The organism is uncultured Flavobacterium sp., from assembly GCF_937967675.1.
Taxonomy (GTDB): Bacteria; Bacteroidota; Bacteroidia; order Flavobacteriales; family Flavobacteriaceae; genus Flavobacterium.
In genome coordinates, this window is sequence record NZ_CALBSN010000171.1 from 1 (window position 1) to 16,338 (window position 16,338).

Below are 16,338 nucleotides of genomic sequence, written 5' to 3' on the forward strand. Positions count from 1 at the left end.
CAAAACTTCCAAAATCAATAGTATCAAAACCTACACGCAATAACGACTGGATGTATTTCACCTTTCTTTCGGTAGGAATAAACGGTTTAATGCCTTGCATGGCATCGCGCGGACACTCGATAATTTTGATTTCGTTCATAGCTTCAAAGATAGAAATTTTAGCTGTTTTCCAAAATCTTTTTGTTAATCGCTTTCACTAGAGCTGGACCTTCGTAAATAAATCCAGTATAAAGCTGCACCAAACTTGCTCCAGCGTTTAATTTTTCAATTGCATCTTCAGCGGTGTGAATTCCTCCTACTCCAATGATTGGGAACGACTTATTACTTTTTTCCGAAAGAAAACGAATCACTTCTGTTGAACGTTTGGTTAATGGTTTTCCAGACAAACCGCCCATTTCTGATTTGTTTTCCGATTGTAAGCCTTCTCGAGAAATTGTAGTATTTGTAGCAATTACTCCTGCAATTTTAGTTTCGTTAACGATATTAATGATATCTAAAAGCTGCTCATCAGTTAAATCGGGAGCGATTTTTAGTAAAATTGGCTTTTGTTTTGATTTTGCGTTATTTTTGTCTTGAAGCGTTTGTAATAAATCTGTCAAAGGTTTTTTATCTTGTAATTCGCGAAGATTAGGGGTGTTTGGCGAACTCACATTCACTACAAAATAATCCACATACGGAAACAAAGCTTCAAAACAGATTTCATAATCTTTTACCGCTTCTTCGTTTGGCGTGACTTTATTTTTTCCAATGTTTCCACCAATTAAAACACCTTTATTTTTTTTCAAACGTTCTACCGCTTCTTTAACACCACCATTATTAAACCCCATTCGGTTGATAATCGCATTGTCTTCTTTTAAGCGAAACAAACGTTTTTTTGGATTTCCTTCTTGTCCAATAGGTGTCAACGTTCCAATTTCAATAAATCCGAAACCAAAATTTGATAACTCTTGATACAACTTCGCATCTTTATCAAATCCTGCTGCTAATCCAACTGGATTTTTGAATTTAATTCCGAAAACTTCTCGTTCTAAACGAGCATCTTTTACTTCGTAAAGCGCTTGAAATAAGCTCGAAAAACCTGGGATTTTATTCAGAAAACGAATAGCTGAAAAGGTAAAATAATGCACTTTTTCTGGATCGAAACAGAAAAGTAACGGACGAATGAAGATTTTGTACATAGTGTGTTGTGTTGTTCTGCAAAAGTAAGAAAATGCTATTCCAAAAAAAAGTATTGCCGCATTTTGTAACAATAAAAGATTTGGTGCGTATAATTACCGAGTACAATTTTAAAAAATTTATTTAGGAACACGGATTGAAGAAATTAAAAATTAAAAAATTAAAAAAATCTGTTTAAATTTCTCAAATCTGTGTCATCTGTGTTCCAAAAAACAATTAAGCATATTCAAAATTCTAAATTCTAATTTCAAAATGGCTCAAACTCCTTCCAACATGTTACCACTAGGCACGATTGCTCCTGATTTCAATTTGAAAGACACCAACGCTACCGATTTTAAAACTTTTGCTGATTGTAAAGGTGAAAAAGGAACGGTGGTAATGTTCATTTGTAATCATTGTCCGTTTGTGCATCATGTGATGGACGAGGTAATTCGAATAGTAAACGATTATCGTGTGCAAGGAATAGGTTTTGTAGCGATTTCGAGTAATGATGTGGTAAAATATCCGCAAGATGCACCAGAATTAATGACAGAATTTGCTTTTGAAAACGGATTTGAATTTCCTTATTTATATGATGAAACACAAGAAGTAGCCAAAGCCTACGATGCCGCTTGTACGCCTGATTTTTATCTTTTCGACAATCGAAATAAGTTGGTTTACCGCGGACAATTAGACGACAGCCGACCAGCCAACGGCATTCCATTAAGTGGTTCCGATTTACGAAGTGCAATTGATGGTGTGGTTATGAATAGATTAATTAATCCTGAGCAGAAACCAAGTATTGGGTGTAATATAAAATGGAAATGATTTCTTATTTACCTTTAATATGGGTATTGATTAAAAAATGTTTAATTTATTTTGTTTTTAAATTTAAACGTTTAGTGTACACTTTTTTATCTACTAAATATTTTAAATTTAAAACTACATATGTATCATAAACCACTAATAAGCATTATTTTATATAATAAAGATTCATGATTTTATGTAATTTTTCAGAATCTAAATCATTAGTTTCTCCCTTTAAAAAACTTAAAGTTAAATCTTTGTATAAGAATTTGAGATTCAAACTTTTTAAATCATTAATAAAATTAACAATTTTATCCAAGTCTTGAATCAAATAAAATTCATCAATAGATTGGTCTGAATCTAAAAAAACTGCCTTATTTGCAATATATTTTGGATACAATAAAATTATTTTTTTTTCTTGTTCTTTATTTATTTTATTTTCATTTAAAACAAAGTGAATTATTTTATTTTTATTTATTTTCATGATTTTTTAAATTTTCTTTTTTTCTTTTTTTTAATTTCTTTAATCTTATTAAATCTTCTTTAATTTCTTTTTTATTTTTTATCAATTCATGATCTTTTATTATAAAAATAAACATTAAAAGATGAGCACAAAAACCAAAAATAATAACTTTTACAATTGGAAATTTTAGGAAAATATATCCAAGATATATAGTTAAATACATTAGTATAGAGGTAAAAAAATATATAAATAACTTTGTATGAAATAAAAATAATAGACTTTGTAAAAAAATATATAAACGATATTCGTATAATGAACAATTTTCTGTTTCTTTTATCCATTTTTCATTAGTATTATCCATAAAAGTTTTTTTTAGTTAATATATCTTTTTGGAACTTTAAGAAGTTCTCTTTCTATACTTTTTTTAAGAATAAAAATCATTTTTCTATTTAAAAAAATTGACTTAGTATAATTTACATTGTTCAAAATAATATTAAGTTGATTTGAAACTACTTTGAATTGAATATCTGCATCAATAAAATCAAATTGTTTAACAACTTCATTTCCTTCAAAAATTAGCTTTAACCAATTCAAAAGAAACTCTAAATCATCTATTGTTAAGAATTCAAAGTTATATTCAAAATCGTTATGAATTAACTTCGCATCTATCCAATTATTTACATATAATTCATGAAAATTGTTTTCTACTTTGTAGCCATTAATTACTATTTTCATTCCAATTTCCATTAACTATAAATTCAAATTCTGGAAATAACTCTTTAATTATTTTTAAGTCTCTTCTCAAAGTTCTTTTGCTAATATCATAAGCCACACACAATTGATAGATATCAATAATTCCCTTCTCTCTGATAAGGTTTTGAAAATGAACTATCCTATATATTTTTTTCTTTAAAAGTGTTTCTTTTTTTGACATATTTAAATTCATTTTAAAACTTTTAAGTACTAACTCTTGTATTTGTTTTTTACTGTATACAACTTCAATAAAAACAATATTTTTTTTAATTTGAAAAAATAAATCTTTTGACAAAAAACCTATAATTACAATCTTAAAAAAAGAAAAATCATTTTCTTCAGAAACTATTTTTAGTATTTCTTTAATGTTATGATTTATTTTTTTTGAATCAATAAACAAAATAAATCCAGGTAATGCTAATATATCTGATGAATCAACAATTTGATATATTGAAAATTTGTTTTGTAAACCTATTTCTGTCAAATATTTATTTAATTCATTAGAATCACTATAAACTAAAATTGAATTTTCAGCAATCATTTTAAATATCTAATCTTAAATCAACTGAATAATGTCCATTAACTAAAAAATCAGCAAATGATTCATAATACTTTTTTTTGTCATCAACTATAATATTTTTTTCAAATATTGAATATCTAAAATAAATAGCATTTTCAACTGCCAATTTTTCAATTAATTCAGATATAGTATAATCATCTAGCTTTAAATATTTTAACTCTCTTTTTAATAACAAATAATCAAAAGGTAAAACTTTACATAGAAATTTATTTGAAAAATTATATTCATCTGAAATTTCAATGTTAAAATCAAAATAAATCAACAATATTAAATTCTCAAGATTATTTGAAAACAATTTACTATTACTAAAATTGAATTTTGAAAAACACTTTGTAAATTCATTAAATGAAACAATTTTTACAAAATCGGGAAAAATTACATTATTTAGATAGTTTGTAGCTTTAATTTCATTCATTTTAAATACCAAATTTTGAGCATGTATAACATATTTTACTCACAAATAAAATTTACTATTGCTTAATAATTATCAACAAAACCTTTTTAATCTAACAAATAGTGTGCTAACAATAATAATAATTTTCAAGTATTATGAATAAAGAATAGTACTTATTCAAAGTAATGTAGGAATTAAGACATAATCGTTGTAAAATAATTTTCAAATGGTCTAAATCCAACTAAAATTGATATGTATTGATATAATGAGCAAATCTAGACATTAGATAAATTTTACTTCCGCAATGAATAAATGTCTATACAATGTAAATTACGTTTTATAGATGTCTTCTAAATTAATTGATACAAATTTTGTATTGGATTAACTATTTTTTTTGTGCAATGTATTAAAATTAAATTCATACTCTGTTTCTTCCAAAATCCTTACATCTGAAAACTTTTACGTAAGGGTTTCTGATTGTTTTTTTTATATTTTCGATAATTATTAACAATTAAATTCCATACTTTGATAATCCAATTTGACCTCTGATATGTACAAATAAATCTTCATATGAATTTACACTTATAAATTTAGATGTATCAGCAATTTGAACAGTAATATTTGGTTTTTTATATGGTTTAGTTATTAAGTTATTGTATCCTATCATATTTCCAATAAATTTTTCTAAATCAACCAAATCTGATTTATTATAATTATCTAAAGTAAAAAAAGTAATACAAAAGTTTTTAATCATCCAATAAACCTGTGACTGTGTTAAATCATTTGTAACAAAATCAAACATTCTGTGTATTCCTTCAGGAAAATGAATTAAATCTGGAAAGTTTGAATTAGGTAGTTCTGGACCAATTAAATTATTCCTTTTTTGCAAACTAGACACTTTTTGATAGTTTCTATGAATAACACCAATTGAACTAGGTTTATTTTGGAAGTCAAAAATAGGCATATTACCTCCAATCATTGAAGCTAAATGTTCTTGTGTTCTAGTGTAGAAACATCCTTTTTGTTCTACTTTACCAACATAAAAAGGCATAAAGTTTTCGATTTTTGATGGTATAGTAAAATCCCCTTCTTCAAGGGAAAAACCCCATAAATAGACACCAGGATTATTGCTACCTTTTCTATATTTAGCATCATTCATGAAATCCTTCAAAGTGTAAAAACAGGTTTGGTTTATAAGTAAATTTTTCATCTTGTTTTTTTATTTAGTTAAACGACTCTTTTTAATGGAAGTTGATCTGAAACAATATGTAATACACCATTATTTCCTTTTATAACATTTTTTTTTGAAAACTTTCCATCGTATGCAAACAAATCAAGTGCTTTTGGTTTTATTTTTTGTTTAGTACACACATATTTTTTGGGATTATTTGCACCAATATTAGTTATACGTAAATCCAATTCTAAATTAGGGTCTATAAACCAATCATTAGCAGATATTTTGGTATTTATTCTCCAGAAATCGTAACGAGGACAATACATTTTTTCAAATTTTTTAACTAACTTACTTTTTTCGTTTTCTGATTCTGGAATCTCTATATAATGTGTATCATCATAAATAAGTGATGCAATTGGATACATATTTGTAATATCGTCAGAAAAATTATTAGCGAACAACAAATAAATAAATTGGTTATTAATCAATTCTTTTTGAATAGGTAACAAACCATGCATTAATATGCTCTCCCTGTTACATTTAGGTGAAATATGCCATACATATGGTTCGACCTTAATTTTTTTTAGTTTATAGTTATGGTAAATATTTTTATATTTAAATAACTCTCCATCATTCATTTTTTCTACTACAACTTCTTTTCTGTATGGTTTCATATTAAAAATTCGATAACTTTTAAAAAATTCTTATTCGAAGCATTGTACAAGTTAGATCGGTATACAAAATGACCTATTTTCATAATTCGAATAGTTTTACCACAACAATCTATTGGACTATTATTAATTTTGTTTTTTTGTATTATATGTATATTAAAGTATTTTGCAAGACAACTCTAGTTCGCAAAAATTAATAATGATGTAAATAATTATTAAATTTCAAACAAAAATATTTTGGTATTATGCTTTTGTCAAGTTTTAATGGTCATAAGTGTGGCCAAATTAAATTAAAACCAGCTTTAATTTTTTTATGGCTTTAATTTCTTTTCAAAAAAACAGCTTCATTTATATCGATTCTTTCTTTTAGTTTCAAAATTGTATCATTTTTTATATTTGGTTTTCACATAATTGTCAATTTTCTACAAAATAATGTAACTATAACAAGAAAAATTTAACAACTTTTTTGTTTAATTTACAGCTCTAATTGACTCATTTTGGGAAATCTAAGATTAGTCTCTCAGTAAATAATAATCAATTAATGCCGCTTTTGATTGACTATCACTCATTTTCATAATTGTTTTGCTTATTCTATTTTATTTGTGATAGCTCAGCTTTTCTTTTCTTTGGCAGTATTACATTCAATTCTATTAACTTATAAATCACAAAAAGTTGTAATGGCAACATCATGCAACACAATATCATTAACCATGCAGGTGGTTTTGCTTCTAAAACTTTATGATCCCACTTTCTTTCAATTTGTTTGATTTTTGAATCATTTAATTGCTCTTTATACAAATTGTAAAAATTCATAGCTTTATCTTGTGGTTCACATAGTCTCAATTTATTAAGACCAAGTTCTGCTTTTTTAATTGCTGCATTTACAACTTTTTCTGACTGATTAAATTTTTCTTTTTCTTCTGCAAAAACTGCATTATTAAAAAGGTTTTTCATGCCTCCAACATCAAATGTCTCTGATGTAAAAGAAGAGGCAAGTGTCAAACAGAATTCAAGTTGTCTAGAAATTATTTCTAGTATTGGTTTATCACCACCTAAATCTAACTGATTAATTTTCTCAATTGCTTCAGAAGCAGACCTAATATTTTCAAGACGGAGTTCATGTTTTTGCTTCTTTTCAGCCATTTTTCTTTCGTGAGAAAGCTTATCTTCAAGTAATTTTTGCTCATGTTCAAGTCGAGCTTCTTCCAATTTTAAATCTAAATCATTATCTTCGTTAATGTATCTATGATGAGAATTATTAGATTTAGATGTAACTATAGATTGCTTTGGAACTTCTGAAGCAGATTTACATGAAGCGGAACAATACTTTTTACCAAGATTAGATATACCCATAGAGGCTCCACTAAGAAACTTTGAACTAGCACTTTTCTCGAAATGGCGACCACACCATGCACATTTGTATGTATCTGTCATTTTTTTTAATTTTACTTTCCTACTCGTTTGGCTTTTCGGATTCGCCCCGTTTATTGTGGTTACTGGACTCCATTATATAGAATTTTACTACAATACTTTGTTTTAATAAAATAATTTATTTTATCGAACTAATTAATTTGTGTTTCAAATAATTTTTTAATAATCAATTCTCAAAATTATCCAAAAACAAAATCAATCATAAAAGCAAATAAAGGCAAATAAATAAAGCATAGGTTTTTTAAATTAAACTTGTTATTTTCGTCTAATGGCTAGGCTAATACAAATTCCAAAAGAAGAACATTTAGAATATTTAAGAATGCTTATGGTCAATAAGTATGGTAAGCCTATTGTAAATCGTTTAGATTGTGGAAATTTAGAATCACAAATACTTAAATTTCAAAATAAAAGATTATCTATTGATACTCTTTTACGTTTATTTAATATTAAAAAAGGAAAAAACCTGCCCTCAATTTACACTTTAGACACCTGTTCTTTGTTTGTTGGATATAAAAATTGGAACGACTTAATTATTAACTATCAAAAACAAAGTTTACTATATCAAAAAAATATAATTTTTAAATTGATTAATCAAGATGCCTTTAGTTTTGAAAATTTGTTAGAACAGTTTGAATTTATGACAATTTCAAATGAAACTTACGAACTTTTTAATCAAGTAATTTTAATTAAATCACAACAAAAAGATCTTACATTTTTTAATAATATTTTTAAATTTTTAAATATTTTTAAATTTAGAGAAATATATAAATTCGAAATTTATCATACTATACATCTACTCGGTGTTCTTTGTCAAAAAAATGAGTGGTTAGGTAATATTGCTATAAATCATTACTATAATCTACCTTATGAAGAGGATTATTTTGTAGAGTGGTTAGTAACTCCAGAACACAACTATTATATAAAACTTTTAGAAAATTATTATCAAAGTAATAAAAAGAATATTGAAAAAGTAATGTTTTATCACTTAATTATATGCACTAAAGCACATATAACTTACGATTATGATTTATTTGATAAACATTACAAAGAATTAGTAACCTTAAATTTAGAATCAAAAGAAATTCATCATTTATTGCAAATGAGATGGTTAGGGGTTCAGTTATTACATCACTACAAAATAAATGATTTAGAAAAAATAAATTTAATTTGTAGAACAATACTCAAGAGTAATGCTGTAAAATCAAAAGATTCTGGCAATAGAATAAGTTGTATTTTCATGATTAGTCAGTATCTACACAAAGTTAAAGAATATGAAAATATAATAAAACTATTTGAAGAGAAATCGATAAAATATTCCAATATTCTTGGCTATTGGGCTGATTTGAATTATAATCAATTAAAAGTATATTACACAAATGCACTTCTTAAAACGAATCAAAAAGAGAAAGCTATTAATTATTTTAAAGATATAAAGACTAATAGATTTGATCTAAATTTTAAAAATGAAATAGAAAAGGTTTACAATGAATTATCTATAAACCTTGAATATTGAAATTCAAATTATGATTTTTATCTTATTATCTATTTTATTTTTTTCGTTTAATAATGTCTTATGGAAAAAAAACCTTGAAGATACTTCAATTTCATTTTTAATAAGTTACAGAGCTTTTTTCACAAGCATTATTTCACTAATATTATTTTTAACAAACTCAGATTTTAATAATATTATTAATTCTTCTATTATAAAAATAACCGTAGGTTCAATATTTGGAGCAATTGGTTTATATTGTATGTTATTTATAATAAAAAAGTCTTCCTTGCGCTGGATTGGTATTTATAATTTATTCGGTGTTATTTTTACAGGCATTTATTTACACTTTTTCGAAAACATTGAAATAAACAACTTCTTATTTGGAATAGTATTAATCATGTCTGGATTTATATTACATCTATATAATAATCAAGAACCAAGTCTAAAATTAGAAATAAAACAGCATTTTTATTTAATCATAATGGAATTAGGATTTGGGATTTCATCAATACTTCATTGGAAAAATCTTGAAAAAAATGTTCCTATCCTTTTTATAATTTCAAATCAAGAAATGGTAGTATTTCTAATATTTTCTATAATAAATTTAAGAGTTGATAAAACTATTACAAATTTTAAAAAATTAAAGTTATATTTAAATAGAGTAATAGTTATGGCATTAATATTATTCTTTGCATTATTATTCAGTTTTGTTGGTTTAAAAACAACTAATCCTCTAATTAGCAGCACATTGTTTTTGATTGGTCCAATATTAACTATAACATTAGGAAATATATTTTTTAAAGAAAAAATAACTTTTAAAAATTTAATATCAATAATAATTATATTAATTGGTGCTTTTATTATACATCTTAATATTGTTTAAACAAAAAGATTAATAGTCTAAAAAGATTAAAGGAACTTATTAAAAATTTAATCACTTCTCCAATACCACTTCAATCGGATTATTACTTCTTGGTCCGAAAGTTCTGGCTTGTCGTTCGTTTTCACTCGAACATAAAATGTACATATTAAAAGCTTGTAATTGCAATAATTGAGCTTTGAACTTTCCTTTAGTATCTTCAATTTTAATATAAAATTCTTCCGCAGGAAAAGTATTCGTTACCGAAAGCAAATAAGTATCTCCAGCATAAGGAAAAAACCATTTTTCAGATTCGTTTGGTTTACTGATTAGGTAATTTCGAGTAAAAACCAATGGTTGATTTCCGTATTTCCAACTGTATTTGTTATTCTCATTGATAACTTCTTCTCCTTTTTCGTTGACCAACGTAATTTTTAAATCGGGAATATTATCTGATTTTCCTTCTTCATGAGCTTTTACCACCAAATACGAAGTAAAATCAAACCCACAATGCGGTACTTGCCCAAAGGAGAACAAAGTGAATAATAGAAAGAAAAAAGATATTTTGGTTTTCATAGCTTGGAATTATGGGTAAAAATACAAAAATGATACAAAAATAATTTAAAAGCTATCTTACGATTTTAAAACTTGTACTTCTTTTAAAAAGTTAAAAAGAAACTTTCATCTGCTTTTTTTGCATTTCAAAGGCTATTAAGCGCTTAATCGCTTAATTTTTAATACTTTAAATTAAAAATATCCTAGAAAATGCTAAAAAAATCAATACTCTTAGAAAACAAAGCTTCAATTTCTACTAAAAATCTACAGCTTGTAATTAAAACCGAAACAAGAGAAAGTACAATTCCAATTGAAGATATTGGCTACTTAGTTATAGATCATCCTGAAATATATTTGAGCATTCCTGCTTTAAACTTATTAATTGATAACAATACAGCTGTTATTATTTGTAACACCAACCATTTGCCAAATGGAATGTTCTTAAACCTCAACAGCCATCACATTCAACAAGAAATTTTTAAAAATCAAATCAATGCGAGTGCTCCACTAAAAAAACAACTTTGGCAACAAACGATTACAGAAAAAATTACGAATCAAGGAATATTACTCCAAAAAATCACATCTAAGAATAATAATTTTGAATTTTTAGCATCTAAAGTATTAAGCGGTGATAGCTCTAACATGGAAGGAGTAGCTGCTAACTTTTACTGGAAATCTTTTTTTGAACACAACTTCAAAAGAGAACGATTTGGAGATTATCCTAATAATTTCTTAAACTATGGTTATGCCATTTTAAGAGCTGCAACCGCAAGGGCACTTTCTGGAAGTGGATTATTGAATACCTTAGGAATACATCACAAAAGTAAATATAATGCTTTTGCTTTGGCTGATGATATAATGGAACCTTTTCGACCAATTGTAGATGAAAAAGTTGCCGAAATTATGCAAAACTATTCAGAACAAGAATTGAATACAGCAATCAAAGCCGAACTTTTGCAAATCTTAACCCGAACGGTTTACTTTAAAGAAGAAAAAAGCCCGTTAATGGTGGCGCTACAAAAAACAGCAAGTTCCTTACAACAATGTTATACAGGAGAACGAAAAAAAATTAAATATCCCAAATTATGGAACTAAATGGATACCGAATTATGTGGCTATTTGTATTTTTTGACTTACCAACCGAAACCAAAAAAGACCGAAGAAACGCTTCGGGATTTAGAAATAACCTTTTGAAAGATGGTTTTAGCATGATGCAATATTCGGTTTATGTACGTCATTGTGCCAGTAGTGAAAGTGCCGATGTGCACGAAAAAAGAATTCACAACTTACTACCTCCACTTGGAAAAGTTAGTGTTTTGAGAATAACCGATAAACAATTTGGAAATATTTTAAATTTTTGGGGTAAAGCCGAAGTGCCAAAAGAACCGCAACCTACTCAATTAGAATTGTTTTAATTGACCAGAATAAAATCGATCCTCAAACCATTTTTGTGGATTTCTATCTATGTAATTTGAAATCAAATCATATTCCTTTTCATTTCTAATAATATGATCATGAAAAGAACGATGCCAGGCAAAATCAATAAAACCAAAATCACGAATTTGCTTAGAAGAAGTCGTTTTTAAAGCCCCCATTAAACTTGATAATGATTTAATTTTAATCTCATTTGCATTCACTTTTGAACTATCAATTTCCAATATCAAATGAAAATGATTAGGCATAATAACGTAATTATGAATGGAAATATAAGAATATTGATTTTCTAACCATTCTATTTGATTTTTTACAATTAAACCAAACGAATTCAATTCCATCACAACATTTCCAAATGGATTAATTTGAGAATAATGATTTTCAGAATGAGGATTCTCGGAATGATGATTTTCCGAATAATGATTCTCGAAATGAGGATTTTCGGAATGAGGATTTTCGGAATGAGGATTTTCGGAATGATGATTCTCGGAATGATGATTTTTAGAATGAAAATTTTCGGAATAATGATTCTCGGAATGATGATTCTCGGAATAATGTACGGACAGGTCGCGACCTGTCCCTACGGTAGCATCGGAAATTACATTTCCAAAACAACACAAATTATTTTTCACACAATTCGTAATAAAATACAAATTATTACTTGAATAATCGAATCCTTTCATTCGATTTCTTTTGCGATTTTTCATGGCTTATACTATTAAAATGGCTTATATAAATTCAAAAATAGAAATAAAATTCAAATTTAAAAAATCAAATCTAATTTCCCCCGTACGGACAGGTCGCGACCTGTCCCCCCCCTTTGATTTAATTTATTAAATCCAATTCAAACAGCACAAACAAATCGCAGTCCGCCCTTACAAAACTTCCAAAATCTGAATAACACTATGTTGTTGTTCAAATAAGGGATGCAATTCGTTATTAACTTCCTGCATATATCGCATACTTGCACAAGCCACTAGAACGCCATTCAATTCAGAGACAAAATCAGGCTTAGGCAATAGCAAGTCACCTTGAAAATCCTTACCAATTATTTCTCTAACACAATCACTAATTTCATATTGCTGATTCTCAAAATCAATTTTAGCATACATCAACTGAATTTCAATAAAATCAGCCCCTTTAGGAAAAAACAAATGGTTACCATCAAGATTATAAAACCTAATTCCTGTTTCCCATTCAAATAAATAACCCTTAGCAAAAAAAGAAGCCAAATCTTTCGCTTTAGTCAACAAATAATTAATCAACAACACCCTACCCAATACCTGTTGCAAGCCTACAGCAACACTCCTAGAACCTCTCTCAGAAACCACATCGCTATTCTTAATTTTTGTAAATAAGCTAACAATTCGTGCATGACGATCCGTATCTTTTACCAAAACCAATAACGGAAACAAAGCCTTTTTAAAAAGTTGAACATTCTTCATACAACGACCAAACTCGCTACCATTTTCACGAACCCTTACCATTGAAGCTTTAGTTTTAATAGCCTTACCATTAAATCCTCCTCCAGCTTTTCGCGCTATCCAAACTCCTTTTCGCTTATAAAAAGTAATACCCGATAACGTTCCCTCAATCTGAATTATCCCTGAAACTTTTGCCATAATAAACTAATTTAAAAACAAATATAAATATTTATAATAAGTATATAGCAACTATATAGTAACTTTATAATAACTTATATTAATAGATTATCGGATGTCTAACTGGTGCATAAAACAAAAAATCCCAAGACAAAGTCTCAGGATTTCAAAATTTAAAATCTATTTTATTAAAGTACAGACAGGTCGCGACCTGTCCTAAAAATTACTTCACATCCATTAATTCAACATCAAATACTAAAGTAGCATCTGGTGGAATTACACCTCCAGCACCTCTAGAACCGTAACCTAAATAAGATGGAATTACAAAACGAGCTTTGTCTCCCACTTTCAATAAAGCAATACCTTCGTCCCAACCTTCAATTACTTGACCAACACCTAAAGTGAAATCAATAGGTTGTTTTCTTTTGTATGAAGAATCAAAAACTTGTCCGTTTTCCAATGCACCTTGATAGTGAACGGATACTTTTTTTCCTTTTTCAGCTTGTTTACCGCTTCCTTTTTGGATAATTTGGTAACGTAAACCACTTTCAGTCTTTTGAAAACCAGCGGCTAATTTTTCCAAAGCTTCCTCTGCCATTTTTTTTTGCTCAGCAATTCTTTTTTCTCTTGAACCTTCAAATGTTCTGAACGCTTCAATTGCATTCCATTTTTGAGCTTCTTCTCCTACTCTTACAATTTCTAATGAATCGATTGTATCTCCTTGTGCAATAGCATCCACTACATCTTGTCCTTCAACAACGTGACCAAAAACAGTGTGTTTTCCGTCTAACCAAGCCGTTTCTATATGTGTAATGAAGAATTGAGAACCATTAGTTCCAGGTCCAGCATTAGCCATCGATAAAACCCCAGGTCCATCGTGACGTAACGTTGGGTGAAACTCATCATCAAAGTTGTAACCAGGACCACCCGTTCCTTGCCCTTGTGGACATCCACCTTGTATCATAAAATCAGGAATTACACGGTGAAATTTTAATCCGTCGTAATATGGTTTTCCCATTGGACGAGCTGAATTTTCTAATTGACCTTCGGCTAATCCTACAAAATTTCCAACCGTTCCTGGTGTTAAATCGTGTGTTAATTTTACTAAAATAGTACCTCTAGAAGTATTGAATTTAGCGTATATTCCGTTTTCCATGCTTTTATTTTTAAATTTGAAAGTGCAAAATTACAAAATTAATTGGTAGTTTTGATAAACAAATATCGATTCGAATGGAAGCTAATGATTACCTTAATATCAACAAACAGACTTGGAATAACAAAGTAGAAGTTCATGTAAACTCTGATTTCTATGACATGGAAGGTTTTCTAAAAGGAAAATCAACCTTAAATTCAATTGAACTGGATTTACTTGGTGATGTTACAAACAAAAAAATATTGCACTTACAATGTCATTTTGGTCAAGATACTATGACATTAGCCAGAATGGGCGCCAAAGCTACCGGAATCGATTTATCCGACAAGGCAATTGAAAAAGCAAAAGAAATCAACAAACAATTGAATTTGGACGCTACCTTCATTTGTTGTGATATTTATGATTTACCAAATCATTTGGATGAAAAATTCGATATTGTTTTTACCAGTTATGGCACAATTGGTTGGTTTCCCGATTTAGACAAATGGGGAAAAATAATTTCGCATTTTTTAAAACCTGATGGAAAATTTGTATTTGCCGAATTTCACCCAGTAGTTTGGATGTTTGACAATGATTTTAAAGAGGTTTTCTATAATTATTTCAATGTAGCACCTATTTTAGAAGAAGAAGCTGGAACTTACGCCGATAAAGAAGCTTCACTTCACACTACAACCATCACTTGGAACCATCCGATTTCAGAAGTTTTAAATGCTTTGATTTCAAATGAATTGGCTATTAATTGTTTTAACGAATTTGATTATTCTCCTTACAATTGTTTCAATCAAACCGAAGAATTTGATTCCGAAGGTTCGGAAAAAAAATTCCGAATCAAGCATTTGGAAAACAAAATTCCAATGGTGTATTCGCTTTCGGCAACTAAAAAATAATCTACTATCTTTGCAACATGCGAATTGATATTATTACCGTTTTACCAGAATTAATGCGAAGTCCATTTGAGGCTTCCATCATGAAACGCGCCATTCAGAAAGGATTGGTCGAAGTCCATTTTCACAACTTAAGAGATTACACTACAAATAAACAACGAAGTGTTGATGATTATCAATTTGGCGGTGGTGCTGGTATGGTAATGATGGTACAACCTATCGACGATTGTATTTCGAAACTTAAAGGCGAAAGAACTTACGACGAAATTATCTACATGACACCAGATGGAGAAACGCTAAATCAAAAAATGGCGAATTCTATTTCGATGTATGAAAACATTATGATTTTATGCGGACATTATAAAGGTGTTGACCAAAGAGTTCGCGATATGCACATTACACGAGAAATCTCGATTGGAGATTATGTATTGAGTGGTGGTGAAATTGGCGCTATTGTTTTTTGTGATGCGATTATACGATTGATTCCAGGTGTTTTAAGTGATGAAACTTCGGCTTTAACCGATAGTTTTCAAGACAATTTACTATCACCTCCTATTTACACACGTCCTGCCGAATACAAAGGATTAAAAGTTCCCGAAGTATTGTTGAGTGGCAACTTCGGAAAAATTGAAAAATGGAGAGAAGAAATGGCGTATGAACATACCAAAAACAGACGCCCTGATTTGCTGGAGAATTAGTCGCAGTGTTCAGTCTCAGTTGGCAATCACTATTTAATTTAAAAAATAATCATGATAACTGAGTCTAAAAACCGAGAAAAAAGTTGTATAAATAAAATAATTTTGTAAATTTGCACCCACTTTGAACCAACCTCTGGCGATAGACGTGTATGTTGCTTTGAATCAAACATTTATAATTAAAACTATGTCAAATTTAGTTGATTTCGTAAATAACGAATTAGTTGCAAAAAAAGA

Annotated in this window: 20 protein-coding genes and 1 pseudogene; 7 read left to right on the plus strand and 14 right to left on the minus strand. The window is 28.3% G+C overall.

Going from position 1 to position 16,338, the window contains the following annotated elements:
• Window positions 1–139: pseudogene (locus Q0075_RS11475) on the minus strand (hydroxymethylglutaryl-CoA lyase); the annotation flags it as partial.
• 19 nt (window positions 140–158) lie between these two features.
• Window positions 159–1,178, minus strand: a complete 1,020-nt coding sequence (locus tag Q0075_RS11480; RefSeq protein WP_297869629.1) for a quinone-dependent dihydroorotate dehydrogenase — start codon at window positions 1,176–1,178, stop codon at window positions 159–161.
• A 250-nt stretch (window positions 1,179–1,428) separates the two neighbouring features.
• Between Q0075_RS11480 and Q0075_RS11485 the strand changes: the two genes are divergently transcribed.
• Window positions 1,429–1,983, plus strand: a complete 555-nt coding sequence (locus Q0075_RS11485; RefSeq protein WP_297869630.1) for a thioredoxin family protein — start codon at window positions 1,429–1,431, stop codon at window positions 1,981–1,983.
• 145 nt (window positions 1,984–2,128) lie between these two features.
• Here the strand turns inward: Q0075_RS11485 and Q0075_RS11490 are convergent, their stop codons facing one another.
• The 8 genes from Q0075_RS11490 to Q0075_RS11525 form a co-directional block, all read right to left on the minus strand.
• Window positions 2,129–2,446 (minus strand): hypothetical protein, encoded by a 318-nt coding sequence (locus Q0075_RS11490; protein WP_297869631.1) that lies wholly within the window; start codon window positions 2,444–2,446, stop codon window positions 2,129–2,131.
• Window positions 2,433–2,786: a hypothetical protein gene (locus Q0075_RS11495; protein WP_297869632.1), complete on the minus strand. Its 354-nt coding sequence runs from the start codon at window positions 2,784–2,786 to the stop codon at window positions 2,433–2,435. Before Q0075_RS11495 ends, Q0075_RS11490 begins: the two co-directional genes overlap by 14 nt.
• A gap of 11 nt (window positions 2,787–2,797) precedes the next feature.
• Window positions 2,798–3,160 carry a hypothetical protein gene (locus tag Q0075_RS11500; protein ID WP_297869633.1) on the minus strand — a complete coding sequence of 121 codons (363 nt, stop codon included), beginning with the start codon at window positions 3,158–3,160 and terminating at the stop codon, window positions 2,798–2,800.
• The gene (locus Q0075_RS11505; RefSeq protein ID WP_297869634.1) at window positions 3,144–3,719 is read right to left on the minus strand and encodes a DeoR family transcriptional regulator; all 576 of its coding nucleotides are present in this window, start codon (window positions 3,717–3,719) and stop codon (window positions 3,144–3,146) included. Before Q0075_RS11505 ends, Q0075_RS11500 begins: the two co-directional genes overlap by 17 nt.
• A 1-nt stretch (window position 3,720) precedes the next feature.
• Window positions 3,721–4,173, minus strand: coding sequence for a hypothetical protein (locus Q0075_RS11510; RefSeq protein ID WP_297869635.1), 453 nt, complete (start codon window positions 4,171–4,173; stop codon window positions 3,721–3,723).
• Between the two features lie 490 nt (window positions 4,174–4,663).
• On the minus strand, window positions 4,664–5,362 hold the full coding sequence (locus Q0075_RS11515; protein ID WP_297869636.1) for a hypothetical protein: 699 nt from the start codon (window positions 5,360–5,362) through the stop codon (window positions 4,664–4,666).
• Between the two features lie 17 nt (window positions 5,363–5,379).
• A complete protein-coding gene (locus tag Q0075_RS11520) occupies window positions 5,380–6,000 on the minus strand; it encodes a hypothetical protein (RefSeq protein ID WP_297869637.1) in 621 nt (206 codons plus the stop codon).
• Window positions 6,001–6,588: 588 nt separating this feature from the next.
• Window positions 6,589–7,431 (minus strand): hypothetical protein, encoded by an 843-nt coding sequence (locus Q0075_RS11525; protein ID WP_297869638.1) that lies wholly within the window; start codon window positions 7,429–7,431, stop codon window positions 6,589–6,591.
• Window positions 7,432–7,696: 265 nt separating this feature from the next.
• On the opposite strand from Q0075_RS11525, the gene Q0075_RS11530 reads away from it, so the two are divergent.
• Both Q0075_RS11530 and Q0075_RS11535 read left to right on the plus strand, forming a co-directional pair.
• Window positions 7,697–8,941 (plus strand): hypothetical protein, encoded by a 1,245-nt coding sequence (locus Q0075_RS11530; protein ID WP_297869639.1) that lies wholly within the window; start codon window positions 7,697–7,699, stop codon window positions 8,939–8,941.
• Complete coding sequence (locus Q0075_RS11535; protein WP_297869640.1) at window positions 8,931–9,803, plus strand: EamA family transporter; 873 nt, start codon at window positions 8,931–8,933, stop codon at window positions 9,801–9,803. The genes Q0075_RS11530 and Q0075_RS11535 overlap by 11 nt, the downstream gene beginning before the upstream one ends.
• 51 nt (window positions 9,804–9,854) lie before the next feature.
• Here Q0075_RS11535 and Q0075_RS11540 read toward each other — a convergent pair whose 3' ends face one another.
• Entirely contained in the window at window positions 9,855–10,355 is a 501-nt protein-coding gene (locus tag Q0075_RS11540) for a hypothetical protein (RefSeq protein ID WP_297869641.1), read from the minus strand.
• A gap of 189 nt (window positions 10,356–10,544) precedes the next feature.
• Between Q0075_RS11540 and cas1 the strand changes: the two genes are divergently transcribed.
• Window positions 10,545–11,429, plus strand: a complete 885-nt coding sequence (gene cas1 / locus Q0075_RS11545; RefSeq protein WP_297869642.1) for a type II CRISPR-associated endonuclease Cas1 — start codon at window positions 10,545–10,547, stop codon at window positions 11,427–11,429.
• On the plus strand, window positions 11,420–11,749 hold the full coding sequence (gene cas2 / locus Q0075_RS11550) for a CRISPR-associated endonuclease Cas2 (RefSeq protein WP_291107203.1): 330 nt from the start codon (window positions 11,420–11,422) through the stop codon (window positions 11,747–11,749). Before cas1 ends, cas2 begins: the two co-directional genes overlap by 10 nt.
• On the opposite strand, the gene Q0075_RS11555 is transcribed toward cas2, so the two are convergent.
• From Q0075_RS11555 to Q0075_RS11565, 3 genes are all read right to left on the minus strand, one after another.
• Window positions 11,735–12,451 carry a transposase gene (locus tag Q0075_RS11555; RefSeq protein ID WP_297869643.1) on the minus strand — a complete coding sequence of 239 codons (717 nt, stop codon included), beginning with the start codon at window positions 12,449–12,451 and terminating at the stop codon, window positions 11,735–11,737. The genes cas2 and Q0075_RS11555 overlap by 15 nt on opposite strands.
• A 192-nt stretch (window positions 12,452–12,643) precedes the next feature.
• Window positions 12,644–13,390, minus strand: coding sequence for a hypothetical protein (locus Q0075_RS11560; RefSeq protein ID WP_297869644.1), 747 nt, complete (start codon window positions 13,388–13,390; stop codon window positions 12,644–12,646).
• Window positions 13,391–13,592: 202 nt separating this feature from the next.
• Window positions 13,593–14,525 carry a peptidylprolyl isomerase gene (locus Q0075_RS11565; protein WP_297869645.1) on the minus strand — a complete coding sequence of 311 codons (933 nt, stop codon included), beginning with the start codon at window positions 14,523–14,525 and terminating at the stop codon, window positions 13,593–13,595.
• A gap of 74 nt (window positions 14,526–14,599) precedes the next feature.
• On the opposite strand from Q0075_RS11565, the gene Q0075_RS11570 reads away from it, so the two are divergent.
• Both Q0075_RS11570 and trmD read left to right on the plus strand, forming a co-directional pair.
• The gene (locus Q0075_RS11570) at window positions 14,600–15,409 is read left to right on the plus strand and encodes a class I SAM-dependent methyltransferase (protein WP_297869646.1); all 810 of its coding nucleotides are present in this window, start codon (window positions 14,600–14,602) and stop codon (window positions 15,407–15,409) included.
• Window positions 15,410–15,426: 17 nt separating this feature from the next.
• Window positions 15,427–16,104: a tRNA (guanosine(37)-N1)-methyltransferase TrmD gene (gene trmD / locus Q0075_RS11575; RefSeq protein ID WP_297869647.1), complete on the plus strand. Its 678-nt coding sequence runs from the start codon at window positions 15,427–15,429 to the stop codon at window positions 16,102–16,104.
• The last annotated feature ends 234 nt before the right edge of the window (window positions 16,105–16,338 follow it).

Coding starts and splice junctions, on each gene's coding strand:
- Q0075_RS11480 (WP_297869629.1), bottom strand. CDS start 1,178: ATGTACAAAATCTTCATTCGTCCGTTACTTTTCTGTTTCGATCCAGAA.
- Q0075_RS11485 (WP_297869630.1), top strand. CDS start 1,429: ATGGCTCAAACTCCTTCCAACATGTTACCACTAGGCACGATTGCTCCT.
- Q0075_RS11490 (WP_297869631.1), bottom strand. CDS start 2,446: ATGAAAATAAATAAAAATAAAATAATTCACTTTGTTTTAAATGAAAAT.
- Q0075_RS11495 (WP_297869632.1), bottom strand. CDS start 2,786: ATGGATAATACTAATGAAAAATGGATAAAAGAAACAGAAAATTGTTCA.
- Q0075_RS11500 (WP_297869633.1), bottom strand. CDS start 3,160: ATGAAAATAGTAATTAATGGCTACAAAGTAGAAAACAATTTTCATGAA.
- Q0075_RS11505 (WP_297869634.1), bottom strand. CDS start 3,719: ATGATTGCTGAAAATTCAATTTTAGTTTATAGTGATTCTAATGAATTA.
- Q0075_RS11510 (WP_297869635.1), bottom strand. CDS start 4,173: ATGAATGAAATTAAAGCTACAAACTATCTAAATAATGTAATTTTTCCC.
- Q0075_RS11515 (WP_297869636.1), bottom strand. CDS start 5,362: ATGAAAAATTTACTTATAAACCAAACCTGTTTTTACACTTTGAAGGAT.
- Q0075_RS11520 (WP_297869637.1), bottom strand. CDS start 6,000: ATGAAACCATACAGAAAAGAAGTTGTAGTAGAAAAAATGAATGATGGA.
- Q0075_RS11525 (WP_297869638.1), bottom strand. CDS start 7,431: ATGACAGATACATACAAATGTGCATGGTGTGGTCGCCATTTCGAGAAA.
- Q0075_RS11530 (WP_297869639.1), top strand. CDS start 7,697: ATGGCTAGGCTAATACAAATTCCAAAAGAAGAACATTTAGAATATTTA.
- Q0075_RS11540 (WP_297869641.1), bottom strand. CDS start 10,355: ATGAAAACCAAAATATCTTTTTTCTTTCTATTATTCACTTTGTTCTCC.
- cas1 (WP_297869642.1), top strand. CDS start 10,545: ATGCTAAAAAAATCAATACTCTTAGAAAACAAAGCTTCAATTTCTACT.
- cas2 (WP_291107203.1), top strand. CDS start 11,420: ATGGAACTAAATGGATACCGAATTATGTGGCTATTTGTATTTTTTGAC.
- Q0075_RS11555 (WP_297869643.1), bottom strand. CDS start 12,451: ATGAAAGGATTCGATTATTCAAGTAATAATTTGTATTTTATTACGAAT.
- Q0075_RS11560 (WP_297869644.1), bottom strand. CDS start 13,390: ATGGCAAAAGTTTCAGGGATAATTCAGATTGAGGGAACGTTATCGGGT.
- Q0075_RS11565 (WP_297869645.1), bottom strand. CDS start 14,525: ATGGAAAACGGAATATACGCTAAATTCAATACTTCTAGAGGTACTATT.
- Q0075_RS11570 (WP_297869646.1), top strand. CDS start 14,600: ATGGAAGCTAATGATTACCTTAATATCAACAAACAGACTTGGAATAAC.
- trmD (WP_297869647.1), top strand. CDS start 15,427: ATGCGAATTGATATTATTACCGTTTTACCAGAATTAATGCGAAGTCCA.